We start from the raw sequence: 24,828 nt of genomic DNA, 5'->3' as shown, positions 1-24,828 counted from the left end.
CCGTCGGCCTGCACGGGGCGCTCGGTCCTTTCGGGCCGAACCTACCGGCCATCGCGCGGTTTGTTATGGTGACGATGGCGCAGCTGGCTCAGCAATTCGTCGAGCAAGCTGCTGGCGGCTTCGGTGATGACCGTGCCAGGTGGGAAGATCGCCTGGGCACCCGCCGCATAGAGGGCCTCGAAATCATGTTCGGGTACCACGCCGCCCACCACGATCATGATATCCGGCCGGCCCTCGGCCACCAGAGCCTTGCGCAAAGCCGGAACCAGTGTGAGATGCCCGGCGGTAAGGGAGGAGACGCCGACGATATGGACGTCGCTGTCGGCAGCCTGCCTGGCGACTTCCTCAGGCGTGGCGAAGAGGGCCCCGATATCGACCTCGAAACCGAGATCGCCGAAAGCCGAGGCGATCACCTTCTGGCCGCGGTCGTGCCCGTCCTGCCCCATCTTGGCGACCAGGATCCTGGGCGGGCGGCCTTCTTCCTCGCGGAAGACCGCAGTCTTCTGCTGCACCTTCTCGATGCCGCCACCACTCATCGCCGCCTTGTAGACGCCGGAGGTTGCGCGGATCTCAGCCTTATGGCGGCTGAACACCTTTTCGAGTGCCGAGGAGATCTCGCCGACGGTCGCCCTGGCCCGGGCCGCATCGACCGCAAGCGCGAGGAGGTTGGCATTGCCTTCCGCGCCCTTGCTCAGGGCGTCCAGGGCCTGCTCCAAGGCCGCCGGATCGCGCTCGGCCTTCAGCTGCTCGAGCTTGGCGATCTGAGCTGTTCGCACGGCTGAGTTGTCGACCTTGAGCAGTTCGATCGCCGGTTCCGACTGCGGCTTGTAGACGTTGACGCCGATCACGGCCTGCTCGCCGGCGTCGATGCGGGCCTGGGTCCGGCTGGCGGCCTCCTCGATGCGCAACTTGGGCAGGCCGGCTTCGATCGCCTTGGCCATGCCGCCCATGGCCTCGACCTCCTCGATATGCTGCCAGGCCTTGGCGGCGAGGTCGGCGGTGAGATTCTCGATGGCGTGGGAACCACCCCAGGGATCGATCAACCGCGTGGTGCCGCTCTCCTGCTGCAGCACGAGTTGGGTATTGCGGGCGATGCGGGCCGAGAAATCCGTCGGCAGCGCCAGGGCCTCGTCGAGGGCATTGGTATGCAGGGACTGGGTGCCGCCCTGCGTGGCCGCCATCGCCTCGATCAGGGTGCGGGTGACATTATTGTAGACATCCTGCGCCGTCAGCGACCAGCCGGAGGTCTGGCAATGCGTGCGCAAGGCGAGGGATTTCTGGGACTTCGGATTGAACTGCTGCACCAGGCGCGTCCACAGCAACCGGGCGGCACGGAGCTTGGCCACCTCCATGTAGAAGTTCATGCCGATGGCGAAGAAGAAGGACAGGCGCGGGGCGAAATGGTCGATGTCGAGTCCGGCCTTCAGCCCGGCCCTGATATATTCGACACCGTCGGCCAGGGTGTAGCCGAGCTCCAGGTCCTGTGTCGCGCCGGCTTCCTGCATGTGGTAGCCGGAGATCGAGATCGCGTTGAACTTCGGCATATTCTGCGCGGTATAGGCGATGATATCGCCGACGATGCGCATGGAGGGGCCGGGCGGGTAGATATAGGTGTTGCGGACCATGAACTCCTTCAGAATATCGTTCTGAATGGTCCCCGCCAGCTTGTCGGGCGAAACACCCTGTTCCTCGGCCGCGACGATATAGAGCGCCAGGATCGGCAGCACGGCGCCGTTCATGGTCATCGACACCGACATTTCGTCGAGCGGAATGCCCTGGAACAGAGTGCGCATGTCGATGATGGAATCGATCGCGACGCCGGCCATGCCGACATCGCCGGTCACGCGCGCATGGTCGGAATCATAGCCGCGATGGGTGGCGAGATCGAAGGCGATCGAGAGGCCCTTCTGGCCCGCCGCGAGGTTGCGGCGATAGAAGGCGTTGGACTCCTCGGCGGTGGAGAAGCCGGCATATTGGCGGATGGTCCAGGGCTGCTGGACATACATGGTCGGATAGGGACCACGTAGGAAGGGTGCCAGGCCCGGCCAGGACTCGACCGCCTGCAGCCCGATCAGGTCGCTCTCTCTGTGCACCGCCCTGATGTCGATGCCCTCGGGCGTCTGCCAGACTTCGCCGGTGAGGAGCGGTCCTGGCACAGGGCGCCGGAAGGCGAGCGTAGAGAAATCGGGGATGCGGCTCATAAGGTGCCTCCTGCCGTGCTCTCCGCCGTGACCTCGAAGGGCATGGCATTACGCTGGCGGTTCAAGGCCGGGGCAGGCGGTGTGGCTGGATTGGGTGCCGGTCGCAACACGGGGACGACAGGTTCTTCGGCCAAGGCATATTTGCTGGTGCCGATGATGGTGCCGACCGGGGGACGCAGCCCGTCGATCTCCTCCTGCAGCCAGCCCGACTGGATCACATTGATGATGCCGCCCTGGTGTTCGATGGCCTGGAACTGGGACCAGCCGGCCTCGCACAACGCCTGTGTCAGCGCTTCCAGCCCGCCGGAACCGGCGGCCGGATCGGCGATGCGGTGCAGATTGGCTTCGCTGATGAGGACGTGCTGGCAATTGCGGGCGATGCGCCTCGTGTGCGCATCGGCCAGGCCGTTTGCGGCCGTGTAGGGCAGGGTGGAGATGCTGTCCGCACCGCCGAGCCCGGCGGCCGCCGTGGCCAGCCCGTTGCGCAGCATGTTGGTGGGCGGATCACGCCGGCTCAGCATGCGCCAGGCGGTTTCCGCGTGGATATGGATGGGGTTTGGAGCGAGGTCGCAGGCTTCCTCGATCTGCTGCCAGAGCAAACGCAAGGCCCGAAGCTTGGCGATGGTGGTGAAGGCTTCCTGGTCGGCGGCGATGGTAAAGCCGATGCAATGACGTGCTTCTTCGAGGCGCAGCCCGGTCGCTTCCAGCACGCGCAGATAGGACAGGGCCGAACTCAGCAAGCTGGCGAGCTCGAGCCCCGGGGTTGCGCCCGCCTCATGGAAGGGTCGGCTATCGGCTGTCAGCACCGTGCCGCCCTGCCGATGATTGGCGAGAACCGAAGCGGTGGAAGGCCATGCCGTCGGCAAGGTGCCTGTGGTCGCGAGCAGGCCGATCGGATCGTAGCCGTAATGGACGGTGCCACCTTCGATTTCGCTGAGCCAGCGCCCAATCTCGAGCGTTTGCGGGCCGGCTTCGATGCGAATCTCGATTGCATTGCGCAAGACGCCCGCCAGCAGGCCGTCCAAGGCGTTCATGGCATTGACCGCGACGCCGAAGCCGCGCGCGAACGGACTGTGGGCTGTCGCCAGCACGATCCCGCCGGCGCCACCTTCCAGATCTTCGAGAAGCTGGGTGTTGGCTGCAGCGACGTCCGGATGGTCGGCTCGCTGAACCACGGTCCAGGGTGCAGCCGGCGGCCGCCCGGGAATGGGCAGGGCGCCGGCCATGCGGGCATAGAGGGGCTGCAGGCGTGCGCCGTCTGGCAGCAGGCTCGTCAGTCTGTCCTCGAAGGAGGCTCCCTTGAGCACACCGGCGACGGCTTCGCGCCAACGGGCCTCATCCGCACCCGCCTCTGCCATGGTTCAGACGAACTGCCCGAGTTCGGGAATCTCGGCGACGATCTTGCCGACCACTTCGGGCCCGGCTTCCTTTTCGGCATAGGCGAAGAGTTCCTTGCCGATTGTCTGGATCTGGTTGAGGTCGAGACCGAGGGCCATCAGTTGGCCACCCAGGCCGGCGATGCCGCCGCCGACATGGCCGACCATACCGGCCAGCATGCCCATGAAACCGCCGCTCTGGGCATTCATGGCCTCATTGGTGACTTCACGCGCGCCACGGATCGAATCGACGAGCTTCGATACCGCTTCCGCAGGTCCTTCCCGCTCCAAGAAGGCAAGCACGGCGCCGATAGCCTGCGTCGCAACTTCGGGGCTCACGCCAATTTTAGCACCCAGTTGGGCGACCAGCTCTTCCATCTTTCTTCTCCCTGACGTGACGCGGATGCCACCAAAGATTCACGATAGGCAAACCGCTCTTCTCTGTTTCGCATTTTGCCATGGAGATCAAGGCCGTGGGCATAAATTGCTGTAATGCTTCTTCAAGTCATTGCCCGTAGCGATACGATGCGCGGGCAGTTATGGTTCGTGCTGAGATTTGACTGTTCAGGACAGGAAGTGATGATCGATCAGAGCCGGATTTTTGTCGCCAAGAGCGCGGAACCCCAATATCTCGCGCTGGCCTTCGGCAATCGCCACGGGCTGATCACCGGGGCAACCGGAACCGGCAAGACGGTGACCCTGCAGGTTCTGGCCGAAGGGTTTTCGGCACGCGGCGTGCCCGTCTTCGCCGCCGACATCAAGGGGGACCTGTCCGGCGTGTCCCAGCGCGGCGAAGCCAAGGACTTCATCGTCAAACGCGCCGCCGATGTCGGCATCACCTATGAGCCCGACCAGTTTCCCGTACAGTTCTGGGACGTCTTCGGTGAGCAGGGCATGCCGATCCGCGCGACCGTCTCCGATGTCGGGCCGCTCCTGCTCGCCCGGATGCTGCAACTCAACGACGTCCAGGAGGGGGTGCTCAACGCCGCCTTCAAGCTTGCCGACGACCAGGGCCTGCTGCTGCTCGATCTCAAGGATCTTCAGGCGCTGCTGGCTGATATGGCCGACAGGGCGGCCGAACTGATCAAGACCTATGGCAATGTCTCCAAGACGACGGTGGGAGCGATCCAGCGTCAGCTTCTGGCATTGGAGCAACAGGGAGGCGATAAATTCTTCGGCGAGCCTGCTCTGTCGCTCGCCGATATCGGCCTGCTCGATGCCAGGGGACGTGGCACCATCAACATCCTGGCGGCCGACAAGTTGATGATGGCGCCCCAGCTCTACGCCACCTTCCTGCTTTGGCTCTTGTCCGAACTCTTCGAGCAATTGCCCGAGGTCGGTGATCTCGACAAGCCCAAGCTGGTGTTCTTCTTCGACGAAGCGCATCTCCTGTTCACCGATGCTCCGCCGGCGCTGCTGCAGAAGATCGAGCAGGTCGTGCGCCTGATCCGCTCCAAGGGCATCGGCATCTATTTCGTCACCCAAAATCCGCTCGACGTGCCCGACACCGTGCTCGGCCAGCTCGGCAATCGCGTGCAGCATGCCCTTCGCGCCTTCACGCCGCGTGATCAGAAGGCGGTCAAGGCCGCCGCGGAGACCTTCCGCCCCAATCCCGACCTCGATACCGCCAAGGTCATCTCGGAGCTCGGCAAGGGCGAGGCCCTCGTGTCCTTCCTCGAAGGCAATGGCGTGCCATCGATCGTGCAGCGGGCCCTCATCCTGCCTCCGGCGGCACGGGTGGGCGCCATCTCGCCAGCCGAACGCCAGGCGATCCGGCAGGCCTCTTCGCTGCGCGGCAAATATGAAACCGTGGTCGATCGCGAATCCGCCTTCGAAATGCTGCAGCGTCGCGTGACCGAGGAGGCTGCGCCAGCCGAGCCGGCGGAGGAGGGGGGCGGTTTTCTCGGCAGCGTCTTGGGAAGCGTGTTTGGTTCGGGCAGTGGTGGCGGGCGCTCGTCCGGTCGTATGACGACGTCGCAGGCTGTGGTCCGCTCCGTCACGCGCACCATCGCTACCACGGCCGGTCGTGAGATTACCCAGGCGATTCTTAGGGGCGTTCTTGGCGGGCGTTCGCGGCGCTAGGGCCTGTCGTCGCAACGTCATAGCTGAAGAGTCAGTATATAAGTACTACCGGTACACCGTTATTCGGGTCGCCTACGTCAAATTTCCCGTATTGCATTCCCAGCCTTCCTGGTGAGGTATTGGATCAGCATATACGTTTGGGTACCCTTGGCGTATGAGCTTTTGAAGCGCGATTGCTGGAGGCTCTTGGGCGATGGATGGCGCATCTATACTGAATGATCGTTCGAATAGAAAAGTAATACAATCTGCCGATGTTTTGGTGGTCAATCCAAACCAGGAGGTTGCCGAGTTTTGGCGCGAGAACCTCCTGGATTTCGGTATGACCAAAGTCAGACTTGCTTCGGGCATCGTGGATGCTTTGGAGATGGCGCGCCGGGATCCGCCACTGGGTGTGGTGATCGCACTGCCGGTGCTTGCCGATGCCTTTGCGTTGTTGGGGGCACTCAGCCAGGATGAAGGGGGCGAGTTGCGCGAAGTGCCGATTCTGCTGATCGCAAACCAGCCCAACCGTTCCGCGCTTCTTACCGCCACTCAGGCTGGTTTCGATGCCGTGCTGACCGAGCCGGTGTCGCCGCGGCAGATCTATCGGCGGGTGGGATCGATGATCCAGCGTACGCGGCTCACCGCTCGGATGCGGAGCCTTGCGAGCTGACCATGTGGTTGCCCTCCCCTTACGAGGGGAGGGCAAAGTTATAGGCCGAAAACGACGTTGAGAGGCAAGTCGGCCCTACCCAGAGTGGGCAAGGCGCGCTAGCTTGGCGCTTTCTCACCCGCATCGTTAAGGCCCATGTCTGACATCAATAAAGCGCTCGATGCTGCCGACAAGGCACTCGATGCCAGCCTCGACCGGCTGTTCGAATTTCTCCGCATCCCCTCGATCTCCGCCGACAGCGCCTATGCCGGCGATTGCCAGAAAGCTGCCGAATGGGCGGCCGCGGCCCTGAGGGACGTCGGCTTCGATGCCTCGCCTCGCAAGACGATCGGCCATCCCATGGTGGTGGGGCATCGCCGCACCGGCAAGGCCGGCGTGCCGCATGTGCTGTTCTATGGCCATTATGACGTGCAGCCGCCGGATCCGCTCGATCTGTGGCACACCAAGCCGTTCGAGCCGGTACGCAAGCCCGGCCCGCATGGCGACATCATCATCGCCAGGGGGGCTTCCGACGACAAGGGCCAGGTGATGACCTTCATTGAGGCCTGTCGCGCCTTAATCGAGACCCAGGGGGAACTGCCCGTCGACGTGACGGTCTTCCTGGAGGGCGAAGAAGAATCGTCCTCGCGCAGCCTCGTGCCGTTCCTCAAGGAGAACAAGGACGAGTTGAAGGCCGATTTCTGCCTGGTTTGCGATACCGACCTGTGGGACCGCGATACCCCTGCCATCACCACCATGCTGCGCGGCATGGTCTATGAGGAAGTCACCATCAAGGCGGCCAGCCGCGACCTGCATTCTGGCATGTATGGCGGTGCTGCCCAGAACCCGATCCGGGTGCTGTCGAAGATTCTGGCCGCTCTGCATGACGACAATGGCAGCGTCACCGTGCCGGGTTTCTATGACGGCGTGAAGGAATTGCCGGACGCAGTGAAGGCCGAGTGGGCTGCCCTCGATTTCGATGGCGAGGCCTATCTGGCCGAAGTCGGCCTGAAGGTGCCGGCGGGAGAGAAGGACCGGACGGTGCTCGAGCAGATCACCGTGCGTCCGACCTGTGACGTCAACGGCATCAGTGGCGGCTATGAGGGCGAGGGCGCCAAGACGGTGATCGCCGCGCAGGCTTTCGCCAAGGTGTCGTTCCGCCTCGTGGCGGGCCAGGAACCCGAAAAGGTGCAGGCTGCCTTCCGCAAATTTGTGACCGATCGCCTGCCGGCGGACTGCAAGGCCGAATTCCAGTCGCATGGCATGGGACCGGCGATCGCCGTACCGACGGACAGCGAACCGCTGGCCAAGGCGCGCGCGGCACTGGCGGAAGAATGGGGCCGCACGGCGCCGATGATCGGGTCGGGCGGGTCGATCCCGGTGGTCGGCGACATGCAGCGCATCCTCGGCATCGATTCGCTCCTGATAGGCTTTGCCCTGGAGGACGACCAGATCCATTCACCGAACGAGAAATACGACGTGCGCAGCTTCCACAAGGGCATTCGCTCCTGGGTGCGCATTCTCGACGCTCTCGCCAAATAAGGGTCATCTTGATCAGGGCCGGCACGAGGCTGGCCCTGTCGCCCTTTCGCGACATGGGATGCGGGTCGATCATGAAAGCCGTCGTCTTCGAACAATTCGGGCAGCCGCCGAGAATACAGACCGTGCCCGATCCGACCCCGGCGCCGGAAGGCGTCGTCGTCAAGGTCGAGGCTAGCGGCCTGTGCCGCAGCGACTGGCATGGCTGGATGGGGCACGACCCCGATATCGTGCTGCCCCATGTGCCCGGCCATGAACTGGCGGGCACCATCGTGGCGGTGGGCAGCCGGGTCGGGCGCTGGCGCGCGGGGCAGCGCGTTACCGTGCCTTTCGTTGCGGGCTGTGGCCGTTGCCGCGAATGCGCCGGCGGCAACCAGCAGGTTTGCGAACAGCAGTTCCAGCCCGGCTTCACGGGCTGGGGGTCTTTCGCGGAATTCGTTGCGCTCGATTTCGCCGACGCCAATCTGGTCGAGCTGCCCGAAACCCTCGATTCGGCGACGGCGGCGAGCCTGGGCTGCCGCTTTGCCACCTCCTTCAGGGCGGTGGTCGACCAGGGCCGGGTCCGGCCAGGCGACTGGGTCGCCGTGCATGGCTGTGGCGGCGTCGGGTTGTCGGCGATCATGATCGCCAGCGCCGTCGGCGCCAATGTCGTGGCCATCGACCTGACCGAGGAAAAGCTGGATTTCGCCCGCCAACTAGGTGCGGTGGCGACGATCAATGCGGCGCAGACCAAGGATGTCGTAGCCGCGGTCCGCGATCTTACGGGAGGCGGCGCGCAAGTCTCTCTGGACGCGCTCGGCCATCCCGTCACCAGCGTCAATTCGATCGGTAATCTGCGTCGGCGCGGTCGTCACATTCAGGTCGGCCTGATGCTGGGCGACCATGCCAGGCCGGCCATTCCGATGGATCGGGTGATCGCCTATGAACTCGAGATCCTCGGCAGCCATGGCATGCAGGCTTTCCGCTACCAGGCGATGTTCGACATGATCGCCGCTGGCAAGTTGGCGCCTCAGAAGCTGGTCGGCAGCCGCATCGGCCTCGACGAGGCACCCGAAGCCCTGATGCGCATGGACCGTTTCGACGGCATCGGCATCAGCGTCGTAACGCGCTTTTGAAATTCATGCCCGCCGTGCCGAAGGCGAAGTAGACCGTGGCGCCGTAGAAGGCGGCCCCGACGGTGCCGACAAGCGCGAGGCTGACGATGTCGCCGACATGCGACAGCCCGGCCAGGAGCGGCACCAGGCCTGTGGCCGCCGCATACATCGCCAAGCCGGCTGTCACGGTCGCCAGGGCGACGCAGGCCAGCATGGCATAGAGGCGGCGATCGAGATGCATGAAGTGGCGGCGGCTCGCCAGGGCAGCCAGGATGCCGAGATTGACCCAGGCGCCGAGCGAGGTCGCCAGGGCAAGGCCCGCCTGCTGGAGCGGTCCCATCAGGATGATCTTCAGAAGGATGTTGACGCCGATGCCGGTGAGGGAGGCCCAGAGCGGCGTCGCCGTATCGCCGCGGGCATAGAAGCTGGCCACGGCCGACCGGATCAGCACCACGGCCGGCAGGCCCGCGCCATAGGCGAGAAGGGCACTGGAGGCCGCCTCGGCATCGGCGGCCGTGAAAGCGCCGCGCATGAACAGCGCGCGCATGATCAGATCGGGAACGGCAAGAAAACCGGCGAGAAAAGGCGCGGCCAGCAGCCAGGTCAGGAAGATGGTGCGCCGTTGCGCGGCGTGCGCTTCCTCGACCTGTCCGGCCGCCAGAAGCCGGCTCATCTGCGGCAGGATCACCGTGCCGGCCGCGATACCGATGATGCCGAGCGGCAATTGATTGATGCGATCGGCATAATAAAGCGCCGCCACCGCACCGGCCGACAGCAGCGAAGCGATGATGGTGTCGGCGAAGATGGCGATTTGCGTACCCATCGAGCCGATGGTGGCCGGCCCCAGCGCCTTGAAGAAGGCTTTCACCGGCGCGTCGAGCCGTATCGGCTCCGGCGTGGCAAGGACATGAGCCCGGTGCGCTGCCCACAGCATGAAGCCGAGCTGCAGAACACCGGAGACGGTGAGGCCCCAGGCCGCGGCGTGGGCGGTGGTCGGAAACCAGTGATGCGCGAGGAGGGTGGCGATCATCGCCACATTGAGCAGGATTGGCGCTGCCGCGGCGGCTGTGAAGCGCCCGACGGCATTGAGCACGCCACCATAGAGCGTGGCGAGGGTGATCAGGATGAGATAGGGAAAGGTGATGCGGGTGAGCGTGACGGCGAGATCGAAGCGTTCGCCCTCGAAGCCCGGCGCATTCAAGCCGACGAATTGAGGTGTGAAGATCAGCACCAATCCCAGCAGAATCACCTGCGAGATCAACAATATCGAGACGATCCGCCCCTGGAACAGCCGCGCGGCGTCGTCGCCGTCCTGCTGGTGGACCCTGGTGTAGGCCGGCACGAAGGAGGCGTTGAAGGCCCCTTCGCCGAAGATGGCGCGGAAATTATTCGGCAGGCGGAAGGCGACGATGAAGGCCTCCGCCGCGGGGCCGCTTCCCATCAGGGCGGCCATCATGGCGTCCCGGACAAAACCGGTCACGCGCGACACCATGGTCCAGGCGCCGATGGAAAGAATGTTCTTCAGCAAGGAGAGGGCCTATCGTGACAACCGCTCCGCCCTATACGCGGCTTTGAACGACGAGAACAGGCACTATCGCCTTGAAAAGGTTGCTAGCGGGTGATGGCGGGATGGATTTTCGGTGGAGAAGCCACCGTGCGTGCCGAGTATGTTCCGAGATGGACGCTGGTTCGATCTCCCGCTTGTTTCGGCCTGACTTGTGATTCTCGCCAATTGCGTCAAAGTGCAAAGGGCCCTGAAAAGAAAGAGGCCGCAGCTTGCGCTGCGGCCCAAGTCTAGGGAGGAAACGCCCAAGGAGGGCTATCAAACGGGGAACAAGTTCCGCGCCGTTTGATGAAGATTAGTTTAGTGTGCGCCGCACAATAAACAATTGCTGAGTTTGCATGGCTGCTAAGCGAGCCATGCGTGGCGATGGCAGGTGTCCCGATACCCAATTTTTGGAAAGCCAAACGATATCAGATGATTACTGGATACTCCCTAGATTTGGCATTCAGACTTTGTGCCAAAAATAGGGCAGGGCTGATCGCCTGATGAGGAAGATTGGCAGCGAAATCTCCAAAAATACGAAAGGGCGGAGAAAACTCCGCCCTCGGATTCTCGACAGATCTACCGGAAGACGCCTTGCGACCCGATGGATTGCCGGGAAGCGCAGGACGATCTCTTCCAGGGGCGGAGCGTCAATCGATCCGATTGGCGCTCCGGAACTGCTTACTTCACCGCTGCTTCATAGAGCTCGGCGACATATTCCCAGTTCACCAGGCTGTCGACGAAGGCTTTGAGATAATCGGGGCGGCGGTTGCGGTAGTCGATGTAATAGGAATGTTCCCAGACGTCGACGCCGAGGATCGGGGTGGCGCCATGTACCAGCGGGCTCTCGCCGTTTGGTGTCTTGGCGATGACGACCTTGCCGTCCTTGACAGCGAGCCAGGCCCAGCCAGAGCCGAACTGGGTGACGCCGGCCTGGATGAACTCTTCCTTGGCCTTGTCCACCGAGCCGAGGCCGTCGACGATGGCCTTTTCGAGATTGCCCGGGATCGCACCGCCGCCATTCGGCTTCAGCCACTTCCAGAAGTGCAGATGGTTGTAGTGCTGGCCGGCATTGTTGAACAGGCCGGCATTCTTGCCGAAGGACCCCTTGACGATGTCCTCGAGGCTCTTGCCTTCCCACTCCGTGCCCTTGAGCAGGTTGTTGCCATTGTTCACATAGGCAAGGTGATGCTTGTCGTGATGGAACTCCAGCGTTTCGCGCGACATATAGGGCGCGAGGGCATCATAGGAGTAGGTCAGTTCGGGAAGCGTGAAGGACATGGTGTTCCTCATGAAGTGGCATGATGGCGACGGGCATGGCTACAAAACGCAGCCCGCCCCTCTTGTGTTCCCAACGGTTGCCACGAGATCAAAGACCTCGCAGTCATCCGGGCGGGAGCCGAATGAACGGGTGGCGGTCACAAGCCCGCCGCCCGCCGGAGCGGACGGAAAGGCCGATGCACCGTCGGCGGGCAAACTTAAGCGGGATGGTCCTGGAAGGGAACAGATTTGGTAGAATGATTGGCATGATTTTATGCAAGCCTGTTCGAGCCCGCCCGGCCGGACAAAACTGTGCCTGCCAGGCGGGCGTCAAGTCATGCCGCGCCCATCGTCTGCAGGGCGAAGGCCTGGACCAGAGCCACTTCCTTCAGCCGTTCGAAACGCCCGGAAGCCCCGCCATGGCCTGAATCCATGTTCACCTTGAAGATCACCGGATTGCCGTGCGGGTTCTTCTCTCGCAGCCTTGCCACCCATTTGGCCGGTTCCCAATAGGTCACGCGCGGATCGGTCAGGCCGGCGAGCGCCAGAATCGGCGGATAGGGGCGTGCGGTCACATTGTCGACCGGGCTGTAGGAGAGAATTGTGCGGAAAGCTGCCTCGTCTTCGATCGGATTGCCCCATTCGGGCCATTCCGGCGGGGTGAGGGGCAGGCTGTCGTCGAGCATGGTGGTAAGCACATCGACGAAGGGCACTTCCGCCACGATGGCGCCGAACAGATCGGGGGCGAGATTGGCGATCGCCCCCATCAGCATGCCGCCGGCAGAACCGCCATGAGCGACGATTCTCTTGCGGGCCGTAAAACCGCGCTCGGCCAGATAACTGCCGGCCGCGACGAAATCCTGGAAGGTGTTCGCCTTCTTCGCGAGCTTGCCCTCGCGATACCAGCGCCAGCCTTTCTCCGTGCCGCCGCGGATATGGGCGATGGCATAGACGAAGCCGCGGTCGACCAGCGACAGGGCATTGGTGGAAAACTGGGCTGGCATGGACAGGCCATAGGCGCCATAACCGTAGAGCAGGAGCGGTGCCGAGCCATCCAGCGCCGTTTCCTTGCGATAGAGCAGGCTGATCGGCACGCTTTCGCCATCCGCCGTCGGGGCGAAGACCCGGCGCGTGACATAAAGCTGGGGATCGTGCCCGGACGGAACCTCCTGCCGTTTGCGCAGGATGCGTTCGCGCGAGCGCATGTCGTAGTCATAGGTCTCGGCCGGCGTGGTCATCGAGGAATAGACGAAGCGGATCTGGTCGGTCGTAAATTCCATGCCGCCGTCGAGTGACAGGGAATAGGCTTCCTCGGCAAAATCGATGGCGTGTTCCTCGCCACTCGACAAGGACCGGATCACGATGCGAGGCAGGCCGTCCTCACGTTCGAGCCGAACCAGCCAATCTGCCAGCAGCACGATATCGAGAATATAGCGGCCCGGCTTATGCGGGATGAGGTCGCGCCAGAACGTCTGGGCCGAAGTCGCTTGCGCCGAAGTCATCTGATCCGGCTTCGCCAGAGGCGCGGTCATGATGCGAAAGTCCTCGGCGTCGTCGAGATTGGTCAGGATCAGCAGCTGGTCCGTCCCGCCGGGCAGGGGGCGATGCTCGATCTCATATTGGACGCCTTCCTGGCGCGCGGCGATCAGATGCACCGTGCCGTCGGCATCGTCGAGGCGGATGATCCGAACTTCCGAGGTTTCATGGTCGTGGATGTCGATGGTCGCCAGGCGGCGCGACTGGGTCTGCGACAGGCCGACGAACATGCCGGCATCGGCCTCTTCGTAGACCAGGCGGTCGGTGCCGGTCGGGGTTCCCAGACGATGCAGCCACACGCTGGAGGCACGATGGTTTTCGTCGAGCCGCACATAGTAGAAGCCAGATCCATCGGCGAGCCAGACAGCCTCACCCTCCGTATCGGGAGTATTGTCCGCCAGCATTACGTCTTTCGAAGTATCGAGCAGGCGTATCGTATGAAACTCCGAACCGTTCTCATCGCAACTCCAGGCAATCAGTCGGTGGTCGGGCGAGGGGGCAAAGCCGCCAAAGGCGAAGAAGCTCTTGCCCTTTGCCAGAGCGTCGCCGTCCAGCAGTATCGTTTCCTCGCCGCCGTCGCGTGAACGCCGGCAGAACAGGCGATGCTGTCCGCCCTGCCGAAAACGCGAATAGTAGTCGAACGGCCCGTCCGGCGAGGGTACCGAGGAATCGTCGGCCTTGATTCTCCCCTTGAGCTCTTCGAACAGCACGCTCCGCAAATGCTCGCCGCCCGCAAGCTGGGCGTCGGCATAGCGATTTTCCTCCTCGAGATGCGCCTTGATGTCGGCGGGCAGCGTCGAGCCGTCACGCAGCACTTCTTGCCAGTTGTCGGCCCGCAGCCAAGCATAGTCGTCCTGTAATGTAATACCGTGAACGATGCGCTTGCTTGGCCGTTTTTCGGCGATAGGCGGCAGAATAGGGGAAGAAATCGTCATCTCATGCCTTCTGGTCGGGCGTGAAATTCATGGAATGGCCATTGATGCAGTAGCGCAGGCCGGTGGGAGGCGGACCATCCGGGAAGACATGGCCGAGATGGGCATCACAAGCCGCGCAACGGATCTCGACGCGGCGCATGCCGTAGGATCTGTCCTCCAACTCGACTACCGCATTCGCATGCACGGGTTCGAAGTAACTCGGCCAGCCGCAGCCTGAGTCGAATTTGGTATCGGATCGGAACAATTCCTCGCCGCAGCAGACGCAGGAATAGGTGCCCTTTTCTTTGGAGTTCCAGAACGGCCCGGTAAAAGCACGCTCCGTGCCGCGCTCGCGGGTAATGTGGTATTGTTCTGGAGAAAGAAGCGTCCGCCATTCCGTGTCTGTTTTGTTAACTTTCTTGTTTGGCACAAGTGTCTCCCAATATTTTGCCGCAAAGGGATGCTATCGAAACGATAGACATACTTTGCGGCTGATTCGACGAGCCGAGCGTTTGAAGACTATTCAGTTCGTCGTAAATAGGGAGTGGGACGACAGTTCGCAATTCAGTGTCATGTTGAATTCGGAGGCAAGCTTGCAAATTTGCGTTTGCTGTTTGCCGGGATGGCAATTGTCGCAAGGGAAGTCGGTCTAACTCCGGAGCTTTCTCATCGGCGTCTGATTGGCGGCAGTCGCGGCGATGCTGCGTAATGCGTTGGTCATGTGCGCCTTTTTACAATTGCTGTCTGTGGTGATGCCAGAGGCGACCTATCCGGTTGTCAGTGCAGATCAGATAGTCCGATCGGGTGTTCCAGTACCCATTTGTGATAGGGGCGCGTCTTACGTAGGCGGTTGCATGTTTTCATGGCAGTAATCAGAAGCGGCGTAGTGCAAAATTCATGCTTGTCTTGCAAAAGATCTTGATTGATAAGATTTGAGAGTTTACATCAGTGCGCAATTCGAAATTCGCGATTCCAAAGTTGCGAAGCGGATGTATGGCCTGCACTGCTGTTAATGAATGGCGCGGCAGTGTAGCCGGTGGTGAACATTTAGTTAAATCAGACCAAAAAAAGAAAGTCGATTTACCATGAGCGACGGATCCAACAACACCAACTTCATCGAGCTAGCGGCGGATATCGTCTCGGCCTATGTGAGCAACAATTCGGTTGCTGCATCGGACCTGCCTGGCTTGATCAATGAGGTCCATGGTGCTCTTCAGCGTATCACCAGCGGCGTGCAGGAAGTGCCGGCCGAGGCTCCCAAGCCGGCTGTTCCGATCAAGAAGTCAGTGACGGCTGACTACATCATCTGCCTCGAGGACGGTAAGAAGTTCAAGTCCCTGAAGCGTCATCTGCGCACGCAGTACAATATCTCGCCGGAAGAATACCGCGAGAAGTGGGCTCTGCCGGCCGACTATCCGATGGTCGCCCCCAACTATGCTCAGGCCCGCTCCAACCTGGCCAAGCAGATGGGCCTGGGTCAGCAGCGTCGCCGCAAGGGACGGTAATTTCGCAACGGCGATGCCGGAACGACAACAAGAGCCGGATGCCACGCATCCGGCTCTTGTTGTTTGAAGTATCTACAGCATCGTCCCGAAAGCCGGCGTCCACTTTTTGGCACGATGCTCTAGCAAGATGTCCAATGCGGAAGCGGTCAGGTCGTGACCAGCACCTGCCGGGCATCGCTGCGAATGCGTTCGACGAATGATTTCAGCCCGTTGGAACGCTGCGGCGTGAGATGTTCCTGAAGCTGCAGGTCGCGGAAGATTTCGAGCGCGTCGATGGCCAGGATCTCCGAGGCCGTGTGGCCGGCATAGACGGCGACCAGGATTGCCAACAGGCCGCGCACGATAAAGGCGTCGCTGTCGCACTGAAAGGTTGCGCGCCCATCCTTCCAATGGGTGACGAGCCAGACTTGGCTGACACAACCCTGAACCTTGTTGGCCGCGGTCCGCGCCTCGTCCGGCAGGGGTTCGAGCGTCTTGCCGAGTTCGATCAGGTAGCGATAGCGATCTTCCCAATCGTCCAGGAGCCCGAAGTTTTCGATGATGGTGTCGATATTTTGGCTGCTCATCTCCTTCATATAGGGGAGATGCTGGAGAAGAAAAAGCCTTCTCAGGGAATGGCCGGGCGCGGTGGCGGCAGGGCGGTAAAGCGCTGAGCCGCTGGGGCCGGGGCGGTGGCGACGTCGTCGCTCGGGCCGGCCAGCAAGCCACCGAGCTGCCTGGCACCGGCCAGGCCGGCGGCGCATTGCTGGGGACTGGTGGCGCAATAGGACAATGCCGCGCTGACGGCCTTGTCGGCCAAGGTACTGGTCGACAGATTTACCGAGGCTTGCCTGTCGTGCGGGGCCGGCGACGCCGGCAGCAGCAGGGCCACCACGGCAAGCCAGAACATCATGCGCAGAATGAAGAACACGTCATGGGCTCCCGATCGATGGCTAATTCTAGCATGAGCACCATCGACACGAGCGTGACGGACCGCACGGGCGGCGGCAAAGTGAAGGGATGGTTAACGTGCGGACCGCCCTTGGTGAGGAATTGTTCACCATGTTTGGCACTTGGCCCGTCTGGAGGCCTTTCTAAGCACAGGAACGGCCTGGGAGGGCCGATCTCTTAGGGTTCGTTTAAAGGACGCGCTGCCATGGTCGATGGGTCATGTAGGGAGCGCGGCCACAGTGCCGTGCCGGGGCGTTGCGTCAGTTTGATTGGTTCATATCCGCCAAGGCATCCGTCGACCGTTTGGTCCACGGATCGGCGAAACACGATCCCTTGACAGCAGCCCGGCATGGTGCCTTCGTTGCCATGTTGTTGGGAGCGGCGCTGTTCGGCCTGACACTGGTGCCACCTTTCCTGGCTTTCTCGGGGGGCCCCAGCCTCGGCGTCGGTGGCGTCATGGTGCTGGTTGCCGCCTTGCTGGCCATCGTCTGGCGTCTGTCGGTCACCGGCCGTCTCGACGTCGCGGCGCTGCTGACCGTGCTTGCCGTGTGTGGCTTTGCCGGCGTGGTGGCCCGCCACAGCGGAGGCCATAGCGCGACCGCTTACGCCCTTCTTGCCATTGTGCCTGCCATTTCGCTGCTGACGGGCGCGCGCAATATCGTCATTCGTGCCATGGTGCTTGCCGGCCTGACGGCCATGGCAATAGCGCTGGCGGGAACCACGAACGCAGCGCCGCCGGCTCTTGCGGCCCGCTTCTTCGACGGATCGGGTGTCGTGCTCGCCCTTGCGGCCGTCGGTGGCATCGTGCTGATGGAATTACGGCTGCGGCGTTACGACCGCCAGCTCGTGAAGTCCGGCGAGGCCCGCTATACCTTGCTGGCCGAGAATATCAGTGACCTCGTGACCCGGCATGGCAAGCGCGGCCAGGTCGTCTATGCCTCGCCGGCATCCCAGGCCCTGTTTGGCGCCGAACCGTCCGAACTGCTCGGCCAGGGCCTGTTCGACTATGTGCATATTGCCGACCGTCCCGCCTATCTGTCGGCGCTCTCCAGCGCCGAGATGGACGGTCTGGGCTCGACGGTCGAATTCCGCCTGCGCCGCAAGGGGGAGGGCGCTCCGGTCTTCCTGTGGGTGGAGATGCGCTGCCGGCCGCTGGGCGAGGACGACGATCGCCAGACCGTTGCCGTCATGCAGGACATCACCGATCGCAAGGCCTATGAGCACCAGCTCATCGACGCCAAGATCGAGGCCGAGAAGGCCAACGCCGCCAAGAGCCGTTTCCTGGCCACGATGAGCCACGAGTTGCGCACGCCCCTCAACGCCATCATCGGCTTTTCGGAGCTGATGCTGAACGAGGAGATGATGAAGCTGTCGGCGGAGCGGCGGTATGAATATGCCGGTCTGATCCACGACAGCGGCCATCATCTGCTGTCGATGGTCAACGGCATTCTCGACATGTCGAAGATCGAGAGCGGCAGCTTCGAACTGGTGCCGGAATCCTTCCAGATCCGCGATCTCATCGAGAATTGCCGCAATATCCTGCTGCTGAAGGCGCAGGAACTCGGCATCTCCCTGGAGACGGCGATCGCGCCCGACATGCCGCCGATCATTGCCGACAAGCGCGCCTGCCGCCAGATCTACCTCAACCTGATGTCCAACGCGCTCAAGTTCACCAAGCGTGGCGGCCACGTCACCATCGGCGCGCGGCAGGAGAAATATGGCGTGGCTCTCTTCGTCGCCGATGACGGAGTGGGCGTGGCGCGCGAGGATGTGCCGCGGCTGGGCGAAGCTTTCTTCCAGTCGACCGCCGGCAAGCCATCCAAGGATTATGAACGTACTTATGAAGGCACGGGCCTCGGCCTCTCCGTCGTGAAGGGGCTCGCCCAGTTGCATGGCGGGGGCATGGAGGTCGACAGTCTGATCGGCCATGGCACCACCGTGACCGTGTCGCTGCCCTCCGATTGTGAAAGTGAGGCCTCCCGCCGCGCCTTCGCCAGTGGCGCCACCATTGAAACGCTGCCGGTACGTCCGGCGGCCCAAGATCATTTTGTTGAAGAAGAATTGGGGAAGAAGCGTGCGTGAAGCGTTAGCCCGTTCCGATCGCGATTTTCTGCTGTCGGATAAGGTCGAAGAGACCCCCTCGCGCTATGTCGGAGTCATGCGGGTGATCCTGCAGCGTCCGGCCGAGGTTGCGGGTTTGGTCGTCATGGGCGGCCTCGGCCTGGCGATCCTGGTCAATGCGCTGGCTCTGCAGAACGGCACGCATACGTCTCCCTTCATCGCCCAGCGTGGCTCAGCCGCGTCGGCGCCCTCCGTGCCGGTGCCGCCCCAGGCACCCGATGCAGGCGAGCGCAGTTCCGCCGATGCCGCGGCCCAGGATGCTGTCGCCGTGCTGCGCGACGTCCAGCTCGCGCTGGCGGAACGAGGACTCTATGACGGCTTGGCCGATGGCGTTCTCGGCCCCAAGACCACTGCGGCGATCCGCTCCTTCCAGCAGCATAACGGCATGCCGGTCGACGGCCAGTCCAGTCCTGCCCTGCTCACCAGGATCATCGCCAGTTCCAGCCCCTTGTTGACCACGGAGCCCGGGGCCCCCGAAGCCCCGCCGGCTCCGCCAGTGGATCAGATCGCCGCGCTCATCAATGGCGAGCCTGCGGCAACCCCTGGCCCCCAGCCCGACAAGCGCGTGCTGGGTGTGGAAAAGGCCCTGGCCAAGCAGGGTTACGGTCCTTTGAAGGTCGACGGTTTCATGGCCACTGATACGCGCAATGCCATTTCTCGTTTCGAGAAGGATCGCGGACTCCCCGTGACCGGCCAGATCTCGGCACGGCTGCTGCAGGAATTGGCCCGTTCCGGTACCAAGGTAGAATGAGCGCGCGCCTCAAATCCAGCCTGTTCGTCGCCGCCTATCTTCGCCGCGCCATGGTGGAAGGCGCCTTCGCCGCGCTGCGTCAGCGCGGTTCGGAGGAGGCCGGAGCGATCTTCGTCAAGATCGACCATCTCGACGGCACCGCAGTGCTTTACGGGCCGGCACCGCAATCGCTCATCACCGAGGACGACGGCGTGCGCCGCTTCGTCCGTCTCACCCAAGCAGGTGCGACGCCGCTGGATGTCGAGACCCGATTGCAGCGCGAGTTCCGCTTCGATCCGGATCTCTGGGTGATCGAAGCGGAAGATCGCCAGGGCCGGCATTTTCTCGACCTTGCCGAGGAAAGCTGAGGCAGGCCCGCCCGGATTACCATTCTGCAATGTATCAAAACGTGATTCCGCAACCGACGGCTTTGGGTGCATAGTCCGGCCGAACTGCCGGCGATGCCTTGCCGGACATCATGCCCAAAAGGCCTACGCCTATTTTGTTGGGCGCGTTTTGCCCGAAATGGGCCATTTGGCCTTAATATCACGTGCCGATGTGCAAAATCGCACATCGGAGTCACGCCGCAGTGACGGCGGGCGGTGTTTAGTGCGTACGTACACAGACTGTTAACTTTCCTTATCTGCTAATGCCGCAAAGCGAACGGAGTCTCGATTTCTGGTGCAATCTGCTGATAGGTCCCGCCATGAGCATCGTCCTGCCATTTCCCAAACACCCCCAAGCCCCGCGCCCACCGAGCGAGCACGAGGCACGCGAGCATAGTGCCGAAATCCTGTTCTTCACCGGTGTGCGCATCGAGCGCCACGTGGAAGACGATCGTCAGTCGCCCCAGCCTCGTCGGGGCACCGGTGGCGGAAAGCGCCATCGTAAGGCGTAAGTTCGAGCGACCATCTCGACCGAGCCGAGGGGACTTTCCTCGGGCTCGCCATCGCCGATGCGCTGGGCACCACACTGGAATTTTCAACCCGTGACAGCCAAACTCCCCTGACCGACATCGTCGGCGGTGGACCGTTCGCCCTTCCGGCAGGGGCCTGAACCGACGACACCTCCATGGCATTGTGTCTGGCGGCAAGTCTTCAGCAGCATAAACAACTCGATCCGCGGGACTGCATGAACCGTTTCGTCGATTGGTGGCGATACGGCCATCTGAGCGCGACCGGCGAATGCTTCGATATTGGCGGCGTGACCAGGTCCGCACTGGCTAGATATGAGGCCAACGGCAACCCATTCGCTGGCCCGACTGCCCCCGATACCGCCGGCAATGGTTCCTTGATGAGGCTTGTTCCCGTGATCATCGCGGCTCGCGGGGATCGGCAGCGAGCCTTGCGGGATGCAGCCGACCAGTCTCGCCTGACCCACGGTGCCAAGGAGGTGGTCGATGCCTGTGTCTATTTCGCGGATCTGCTCTTCGAGGCCCTGCACGGTGCCGAGCCGGCAATCATGCTGCGGCCGAGGCGCTTGCCGGATGGGCTTCCCGAGCGGCTGCGGCGTTGCGCCGGCACGGATTGGCGGCTGGTGGGACGCGATGAGATTTCCTCCACTGGCTATGTCATGCACACGCTCGAGGCTGCCTTGTGGGCCGTCAGTCAGTCGACCTGCTTCAGAGAGGCCGTCGTGCATGCGGTCAATCTGGAAGGCGATACCGATACGATCGGCGCCGTGACGGGCCAACTGGCCGGTGCTCTTCGGGGACGCAGCAACATCCCGCCTGCCTGGCAGCACAAGGTCTTGTGGGGCGACAGCATTATCGTGACTGCCCGTTCCCTCGCGCTCGACTGACAGAATGCTGGAAGGTCAGCGACAGCTTGCCGGCTCCAGTGCCCGTTCCACATCGGCCTGCTGCGTCGGTTCGGGGACGAGCGCGCGCACCACGATCAGACCCGTCGGTTGGGGCGCCTGAAGACGCAAGGCGACCGGTAGGTCAGGGCCTTGCTTGGCCCTGATCTCGGCAAGCTGAGCCAGCGTGAACAAGGTCATGTCGAGGGCGCCGTTTGCGCCCGCCCGGTCGGTCAGCGTGTAGAAATTGAGGCCTGCCGGCGTATAGAACGACACCGAGAGGAAGCCGGCATTCAGCGGCACATGCACATGAACTGGGCCATCGGCCAGGTCATAGCGGCAGAAGGCCGTCACGATAGCCGGATCCGGCAATGGCAACGGGGTCTTGTCGGGAGGCAGTACGACGAAACGTCCGAGCGGGGCGATCGCGCCTGCGCGTTGGAAGCCGGTCTGTCCGCTGAGGCGAGGCAAAGCGACGATCGTGGTCAGATGCACCACGACGCCGATGAGCAGCCCCGCAAGCGTCCATAACAGCCAGCGGATCACGTTTTGTCTCCAGTGGCGCAGTCGAGCCGCTCGATCGCTGGAACGGCAACGGCTCTCCCCGCGCCGAATTCGGTGGCGAGGCCCGTCGAGACGGGACTGTCGTAAAGACGAAGGACCAGGCTCATCGGACCGGGAGAACTGGGCAACCAGTTGCCGGGCTGGCTATCGGGCGCCACGGCGACGGTGACCTTGCCTTCTTCGCCGCGCAGGACAGCAGCGCTGGTGAAACCAGCCCGGTTGCTGGGATTGCGCGCGAGATTGTCGGATCGGTCATAGAGAGTAATGGTCCACCAGCGCGCTTGGGGCAGCATGGCCGCAAGGCGATAGCGGCAGGCCCCGTCAAGCGCCCGCCCCTCCGAATCTTCCCGCGCGGTGAAGGCAAGGCCTTCGCCGGGGCCGAGCGGCAGGTCCCCGCTGCGAGCGATGCGGGCCCGGTTGTAGCGATCTGCTCCGAGTGGGTCGGTCAGGGGCCATGCGGTCCAGGGACCGAGACGCATGGCGCCGAGCTGGAAATCGGACCCGGTTGCCCACCAGGTGAGGCCAAGGCCCAAGACGCCACCGAGGGCAAGGGCGTAGACCAGCCCTATGATCGTGCCAAAGCCCTTCATTCGATCGCCGACACCGGCGCTGGGCGGCGCATCTGGGCCGCCTGTTTGGCAGGGACGCGGTCGGCCTGCTCGATCAGGACGGCGACATCGCGCAAGATCTGTGTGGCGTTGCGGGTGAGAACCGGTGGCGCGGCGGGGGCCTCCTGAGTTGCGCCGGTGGCATCGGGCGCTGGCTGCTCCGCCTTGCTGGGTTGCTGCCCCGGCGGGAACGGGGCAACGCCGGGTATTTGCCTGATATCCACGCCTTGATGGGCCACGGCCATCACCTGCTGCCAGGTCATTGCGGGGAGCGAGCCACCGGTCATCTCATCCATGGGTTGGAAATTGTCATTGCCGAACCAGACTCCACCAATGAAATTGCCGGTAAAGCCCATGAACCAGGCGTCGCGGTAGGAATTGGTGGTGCCGGTTTTGCCGGCCACCTTGATGCCAGGCAACTGAGCCCGCTTGGCCGTGCCGTTTTCGACCACGCTGTTGAGCATGCCGTTCATGTCGGCGATCACTTTGGGATCGATCACCACCGGGTCCTCGCGGGTGGGATCGAACTTATGGAGAAGGTCGCCCTTGGCATTGCGGATCTCCAGCGCGGCATGGGGAGGCGCCTTGTGCCCGCCGGAGGAGAAAACGCCGTAGGCGCCGGTCATCTCCAGAAGGTTGACGGCCTCGACCCCGATGGGCAAGGCCCAGGACTCCTTGAGCTCCGTCTCGATGCCCATGGTTCGCGCCGTCTCGATGATCATGCGCCGGCCATCGGCGGCGCTCTTGCTGAGGGCCAGGGAGATCTTGACCGGGATGACGTTGATCGAGCGGGTGATGGCCTGCGTCAGCGTGATCGGGCCGGAAAATTTGTGGCCGAAATTCTGGGGACACCAGTTCCGTATGCAGACAGGCGAATCCACCACGATGGATTTGGGCGTGAAGCCGTTCATCAGGGCGGTGGCATAGACGAAAGGCTTGAAGGAGGAACCGGGCTGGCGCAACGCGTCCGTGGCGCGGTTGAACTGGCTCTGGCTGTAATCGCGCCCGCCCACCATCGCGCGCACGGCCCCGTCGGGCTCCATGATCACGATGGCGCCCTGGTGCACGTTATAGTCCTTGCCATATTGGCGCAGGTTCAATTCCAGGGCGTTTTCCGCGGCGGCCTGAATGGCGGGATCCAGCGCGGTGCGCACGACGAAGACGGATTCGCTGCCCAAAGCGCCGTCATCGGCGAGATCGGCGATTTCGCCATAGGCCCAATCGAGATAATAGTCGGGGGCCTTCTCGCGCGCCCGGTCGACCGGCGTCGCCGGATTGCGGCGGGCGCCGGAAACCTGGCCCTCGGTCATGAAGCCGGCATCCACGAGATTGGAGAGCACCTGATTGGCGCGCCCGCGGGCAGCCGCCAGATTGTTGGTCGGCGCGTATTTGGTCGGCGCCTTGAACAGGCCTGCTAGCATGGCGGCTTCCGCAAGGGAGACGTCGCGCACCGACTTGCCGAAATAATATTGCGCGGCCGCCTCGATGCCGAAAGCGCCGCCGCCCATATAGGCGCGGTCGAGATAGAGCTTGAGAATCTCGTCTTTGCTCAGATGCCCCTCGAGCCAGAGCGCCAGATAGGCCTCGCGGATCTTGCGCTCCAGCGTGCGCTGGTTGGACAGGAAGAGATTTTTGGCGAGCTGCTGGGTGATCGAGGAACCGCCCTGCACCACGCCGCTTGCCTGGCTGTTGACGGTGAGTGCGCGCATGGTGCCGATGACATCGATGCCGAAATGATCGTAGAAGCGCCGATCCTCGGTGGCGAGCACGGCCTTGATGACATAATCAGGCATATCGGCCAGTGCCACGCTGTCATTGCTGCGGATGCCACGCTGGCCGACGATGGTGCCGTAGCGATCCTCGAAAGTGACGGCGATGTCGGCGCGGCGCAGCCAGTCGTCGCCGATCTGGCGGATTGCCGGCTGCATCAGCATCAGGCCAAAAATCAGGCCGGCAGTGCCGAGGGTCAGCCCCTCGCAGCCGACTTCCACCAGCAGCCGGCGCCAGCCCGAAACCTGAAATCTGTTCGAGATGTCGGAGCCGCGCTCGATCCCGGCCCGCACTTTCTGCCACGACGCGTAGACGGCGTTGTCGAGCCACGAGTCCAGACGAAGGGCGGCGCGGCTCAGGCGCTTTCGAAAGGACGGCTCTGGCTTGCGTTCAGGCACGATGGAACCAACCGGTACGCGAAAGACGTCGGGACAGCCAGTCTAACCCCCGGTCGCCGATCCTGAAAGGCCTGCAATTTCACCGCCACGATTTTCCGCTGGCATGGCAAACAACATGGCCTGCAGAATTAATTTCTCATCGCTGTCGGAACCATCCGCGCTGCATCGTCCTTGGGGCAAGTCCGCAAAACCTGGCCCATCAAAACCTGGCCCATGAGGAGGGAAG

The 24,828-nt window shown here is 62.9% G+C and carries 21 protein-coding genes and 1 pseudogene; 10 read left to right on the top strand and 12 right to left on the bottom strand.

Annotated features, from left to right (window positions below; all coding sequences use genetic code 11):
• Positions 1-41 precede the first annotated feature (41 nt).
• The 3 genes from scpA to ACR9ZN_RS15830 are packed head-to-tail and all read right to left on the bottom strand — an operon-like array spanning position 42 to position 3,955.
• Positions 42-2,201, bottom strand: a complete 2,160-nt coding sequence (scpA, locus tag ACR9ZN_RS15840) for a methylmalonyl-CoA mutase (protein ID WP_481272642.1) — start codon at positions 2,199-2,201, stop codon at positions 42-44.
• Complete coding sequence (locus tag ACR9ZN_RS15835; protein ID WP_481272641.1) at positions 2,198-3,559, bottom strand: methylmalonyl-CoA mutase family protein; 1,362 nt, start codon at positions 3,557-3,559, stop codon at positions 2,198-2,200. Before ACR9ZN_RS15835 ends, scpA begins: the two co-directional genes overlap by 4 nt.
• A 3-nt stretch (positions 3,560-3,562) precedes the next feature.
• The gene (locus ACR9ZN_RS15830; protein ID WP_481272640.1) at positions 3,563-3,955 is read right to left on the bottom strand and encodes a DUF2780 domain-containing protein; all 393 of its coding nucleotides are present in this window, start codon (positions 3,953-3,955) and stop codon (positions 3,563-3,565) included.
• A 201-nt stretch (positions 3,956-4,156) separates the two neighbouring features.
• Here ACR9ZN_RS15830 and ACR9ZN_RS15825 point away from each other — a divergent pair, with 201 nt between their 5' ends.
• The 4 genes from ACR9ZN_RS15825 (at position 4,157) to ACR9ZN_RS15810 (ending at position 8,944) form a co-directional block, all read left to right on the top strand.
• On the top strand, positions 4,157-5,659 hold the full coding sequence (locus ACR9ZN_RS15825; RefSeq protein ID WP_454814942.1) for a helicase HerA-like domain-containing protein: 1,503 nt from the start codon (positions 4,157-4,159) through the stop codon (positions 5,657-5,659).
• 193 nt (positions 5,660-5,852) lie between these two features.
• The gene (locus ACR9ZN_RS15820; protein ID WP_434957348.1) at positions 5,853-6,311 is read left to right on the top strand and encodes a response regulator; all 459 of its coding nucleotides are present in this window, start codon (positions 5,853-5,855) and stop codon (positions 6,309-6,311) included.
• 135 nt (positions 6,312-6,446) lie between these two features.
• Positions 6,447-7,832, top strand: coding sequence for a dipeptidase (locus ACR9ZN_RS15815; RefSeq protein WP_454814940.1), 1,386 nt, complete (start codon positions 6,447-6,449; stop codon positions 7,830-7,832).
• A 71-nt stretch (positions 7,833-7,903) separates the two neighbouring features.
• Positions 7,904-8,944 (top strand): zinc-dependent alcohol dehydrogenase family protein, encoded by a 1,041-nt coding sequence (locus tag ACR9ZN_RS15810; RefSeq protein ID WP_481272639.1) that lies wholly within the window; start codon positions 7,904-7,906, stop codon positions 8,942-8,944.
• On the opposite strand, the gene murJ is transcribed toward ACR9ZN_RS15810, so the two are convergent.
• The 4 genes from murJ to msrB all read right to left on the bottom strand — a co-directional run bounded on the left by murJ (position 8,922) and on the right by msrB (position 14,609).
• Positions 8,922-10,451 (bottom strand): murein biosynthesis integral membrane protein MurJ, encoded by a 1,530-nt coding sequence (gene murJ, locus ACR9ZN_RS15805; RefSeq protein ID WP_481272638.1) that lies wholly within the window; start codon positions 10,449-10,451, stop codon positions 8,922-8,924. The genes ACR9ZN_RS15810 and murJ overlap by 23 nt on opposite strands.
• A gap of 699 nt (positions 10,452-11,150) precedes the next feature.
• Entirely contained in the window at positions 11,151-11,750 is a 600-nt protein-coding gene (locus ACR9ZN_RS15800; protein ID WP_434957344.1) for a superoxide dismutase, read from the bottom strand.
• Between the two features lie 314 nt (positions 11,751-12,064).
• Positions 12,065-14,200 (bottom strand): S9 family peptidase, encoded by a 2,136-nt coding sequence (locus ACR9ZN_RS15795; RefSeq protein WP_454814934.1) that lies wholly within the window; start codon positions 14,198-14,200, stop codon positions 12,065-12,067.
• A gap of 1 nt (position 14,201) precedes the next feature.
• A complete protein-coding gene (gene msrB, locus ACR9ZN_RS15790; protein ID WP_434957342.1) occupies positions 14,202-14,609 on the bottom strand; it encodes a peptide-methionine (R)-S-oxide reductase MsrB in 408 nt (135 codons plus the stop codon).
• A 655-nt stretch (positions 14,610-15,264) separates the two neighbouring features.
• Here msrB and ACR9ZN_RS15785 point away from each other — a divergent pair.
• Positions 15,265-15,684 carry a Ros/MucR family transcriptional regulator gene (locus tag ACR9ZN_RS15785; RefSeq protein ID WP_068288823.1) on the top strand — a complete coding sequence of 140 codons (420 nt, stop codon included), beginning with the start codon at positions 15,265-15,267 and terminating at the stop codon, positions 15,682-15,684.
• Positions 15,685-15,830: 146 nt separating this feature from the next.
• Here ACR9ZN_RS15785 and ACR9ZN_RS15780 read toward each other — a convergent pair whose 3' ends face one another.
• Together ACR9ZN_RS15780 and ACR9ZN_RS15775 are read right to left on the bottom strand one after the other, a co-directional pair.
• Entirely contained in the window at positions 15,831-16,250 is a 420-nt protein-coding gene (locus ACR9ZN_RS15780; RefSeq protein WP_434957341.1) for a SufE family protein, read from the bottom strand.
• Between the two features lie 41 nt (positions 16,251-16,291).
• Positions 16,292-16,594 carry a hypothetical protein gene (locus ACR9ZN_RS15775; RefSeq protein WP_481272637.1) on the bottom strand — a complete coding sequence of 101 codons (303 nt, stop codon included), beginning with the start codon at positions 16,592-16,594 and terminating at the stop codon, positions 16,292-16,294.
• Between the two features lie 353 nt (positions 16,595-16,947).
• Here ACR9ZN_RS15775 and ACR9ZN_RS15770 point away from each other — a divergent pair, with 353 nt between their 5' ends.
• The 5 genes and pseudogenes from ACR9ZN_RS15770 to ACR9ZN_RS15750 form a co-directional block, all read left to right on the top strand.
• Positions 16,948-18,696 (top strand): PAS domain-containing sensor histidine kinase, encoded by a 1,749-nt coding sequence (locus ACR9ZN_RS15770; protein ID WP_481272636.1) that lies wholly within the window; start codon positions 16,948-16,950, stop codon positions 18,694-18,696.
• Complete coding sequence (locus tag ACR9ZN_RS15765) at positions 18,689-19,486, top strand: peptidoglycan-binding domain-containing protein (RefSeq protein ID WP_481272635.1); 798 nt, start codon at positions 18,689-18,691, stop codon at positions 19,484-19,486. The genes ACR9ZN_RS15770 and ACR9ZN_RS15765 overlap by 8 nt, the downstream gene beginning before the upstream one ends.
• On the top strand, positions 19,483-19,833 hold the full coding sequence (locus ACR9ZN_RS15760) for a DUF1491 family protein (protein WP_434957337.1): 351 nt from the start codon (positions 19,483-19,485) through the stop codon (positions 19,831-19,833). The genes ACR9ZN_RS15765 and ACR9ZN_RS15760 overlap by 4 nt, the downstream gene beginning before the upstream one ends.
• 338 nt (positions 19,834-20,171) lie before the next feature.
• The gene (locus ACR9ZN_RS15755; RefSeq protein ID WP_149254351.1) at positions 20,172-20,363 is read left to right on the top strand and encodes a hypothetical protein; all 192 of its coding nucleotides are present in this window, start codon (positions 20,172-20,174) and stop codon (positions 20,361-20,363) included.
• Between the two features lie 170 nt (positions 20,364-20,533).
• A pseudogene (locus ACR9ZN_RS15750) lies at positions 20,534-21,265 on the top strand (ADP-ribosylglycohydrolase family protein); the annotation flags it as partial.
• 15 nt (positions 21,266-21,280) lie between these two features.
• On the opposite strand, the gene ACR9ZN_RS15745 reads toward ACR9ZN_RS15750, so the two are convergent.
• Genes ACR9ZN_RS15745 through ACR9ZN_RS15735 form a run of 3 tightly spaced genes read right to left on the bottom strand, consistent with a single transcriptional unit; the run spans position 21,281 to position 24,602 of the window.
• Positions 21,281-21,808, bottom strand: a complete 528-nt coding sequence (locus ACR9ZN_RS15745; protein WP_454814927.1) for a DUF1254 domain-containing protein — start codon at positions 21,806-21,808, stop codon at positions 21,281-21,283.
• Positions 21,805-22,416: a DUF1214 domain-containing protein gene (locus tag ACR9ZN_RS15740; protein WP_481272634.1), complete on the bottom strand. Its 612-nt coding sequence runs from the start codon at positions 22,414-22,416 to the stop codon at positions 21,805-21,807. Before ACR9ZN_RS15740 ends, ACR9ZN_RS15745 begins: the two co-directional genes overlap by 4 nt.
• Positions 22,413-24,602, bottom strand: a complete 2,190-nt coding sequence (locus ACR9ZN_RS15735) for a transglycosylase domain-containing protein (RefSeq protein WP_481272633.1) — start codon at positions 24,600-24,602, stop codon at positions 22,413-22,415. Before ACR9ZN_RS15735 ends, ACR9ZN_RS15740 begins: the two co-directional genes overlap by 4 nt.
• Between the last annotated feature and the right edge of the window lie 226 nt (positions 24,603-24,828).

Source organism: Labrys sp. HAY1-8F (genome assembly GCF_056754975.1).
This window is presented reverse-complemented; position numbering and strand designations above follow the sequence as displayed.

Coding starts and splice junctions, on each gene's coding strand:
- scpA (WP_481272642.1), bottom strand. CDS start 2,201: ATGAGCCGCATCCCCGATTTCTCTACGCTCGCCTTCCGGCGCCCTGTG.
- ACR9ZN_RS15835 (WP_481272641.1), bottom strand. CDS start 3,559: ATGGCAGAGGCGGGTGCGGATGAGGCCCGTTGGCGCGAAGCCGTCGCC.
- ACR9ZN_RS15830 (WP_481272640.1), bottom strand. CDS start 3,955: ATGGAAGAGCTGGTCGCCCAACTGGGTGCTAAAATTGGCGTGAGCCCC.
- ACR9ZN_RS15825 (WP_454814942.1), top strand. CDS start 4,157: ATGATCGATCAGAGCCGGATTTTTGTCGCCAAGAGCGCGGAACCCCAA.
- ACR9ZN_RS15820 (WP_434957348.1), top strand. CDS start 5,853: ATGGATGGCGCATCTATACTGAATGATCGTTCGAATAGAAAAGTAATA.
- ACR9ZN_RS15815 (WP_454814940.1), top strand. CDS start 6,447: ATGTCTGACATCAATAAAGCGCTCGATGCTGCCGACAAGGCACTCGAT.
- ACR9ZN_RS15810 (WP_481272639.1), top strand. CDS start 7,904: ATGAAAGCCGTCGTCTTCGAACAATTCGGGCAGCCGCCGAGAATACAG.
- ACR9ZN_RS15800 (WP_434957344.1), bottom strand. CDS start 11,750: ATGTCCTTCACGCTTCCCGAACTGACCTACTCCTATGATGCCCTCGCG.
- ACR9ZN_RS15795 (WP_454814934.1), bottom strand. CDS start 14,200: ATGACGATTTCTTCCCCTATTCTGCCGCCTATCGCCGAAAAACGGCCA.
- ACR9ZN_RS15785 (WP_068288823.1), top strand. CDS start 15,265: ATGAGCGACGGATCCAACAACACCAACTTCATCGAGCTAGCGGCGGAT.
- ACR9ZN_RS15780 (WP_434957341.1), bottom strand. CDS start 16,250: ATGAGCAGCCAAAATATCGACACCATCATCGAAAACTTCGGGCTCCTG.
- ACR9ZN_RS15760 (WP_434957337.1), top strand. CDS start 19,483: ATGAGCGCGCGCCTCAAATCCAGCCTGTTCGTCGCCGCCTATCTTCGC.
- ACR9ZN_RS15755 (WP_149254351.1), top strand. CDS start 20,172: ATGAGCATCGTCCTGCCATTTCCCAAACACCCCCAAGCCCCGCGCCCA.
- ACR9ZN_RS15740 (WP_481272634.1), bottom strand. CDS start 22,416: ATGAAGGGCTTTGGCACGATCATAGGGCTGGTCTACGCCCTTGCCCTC.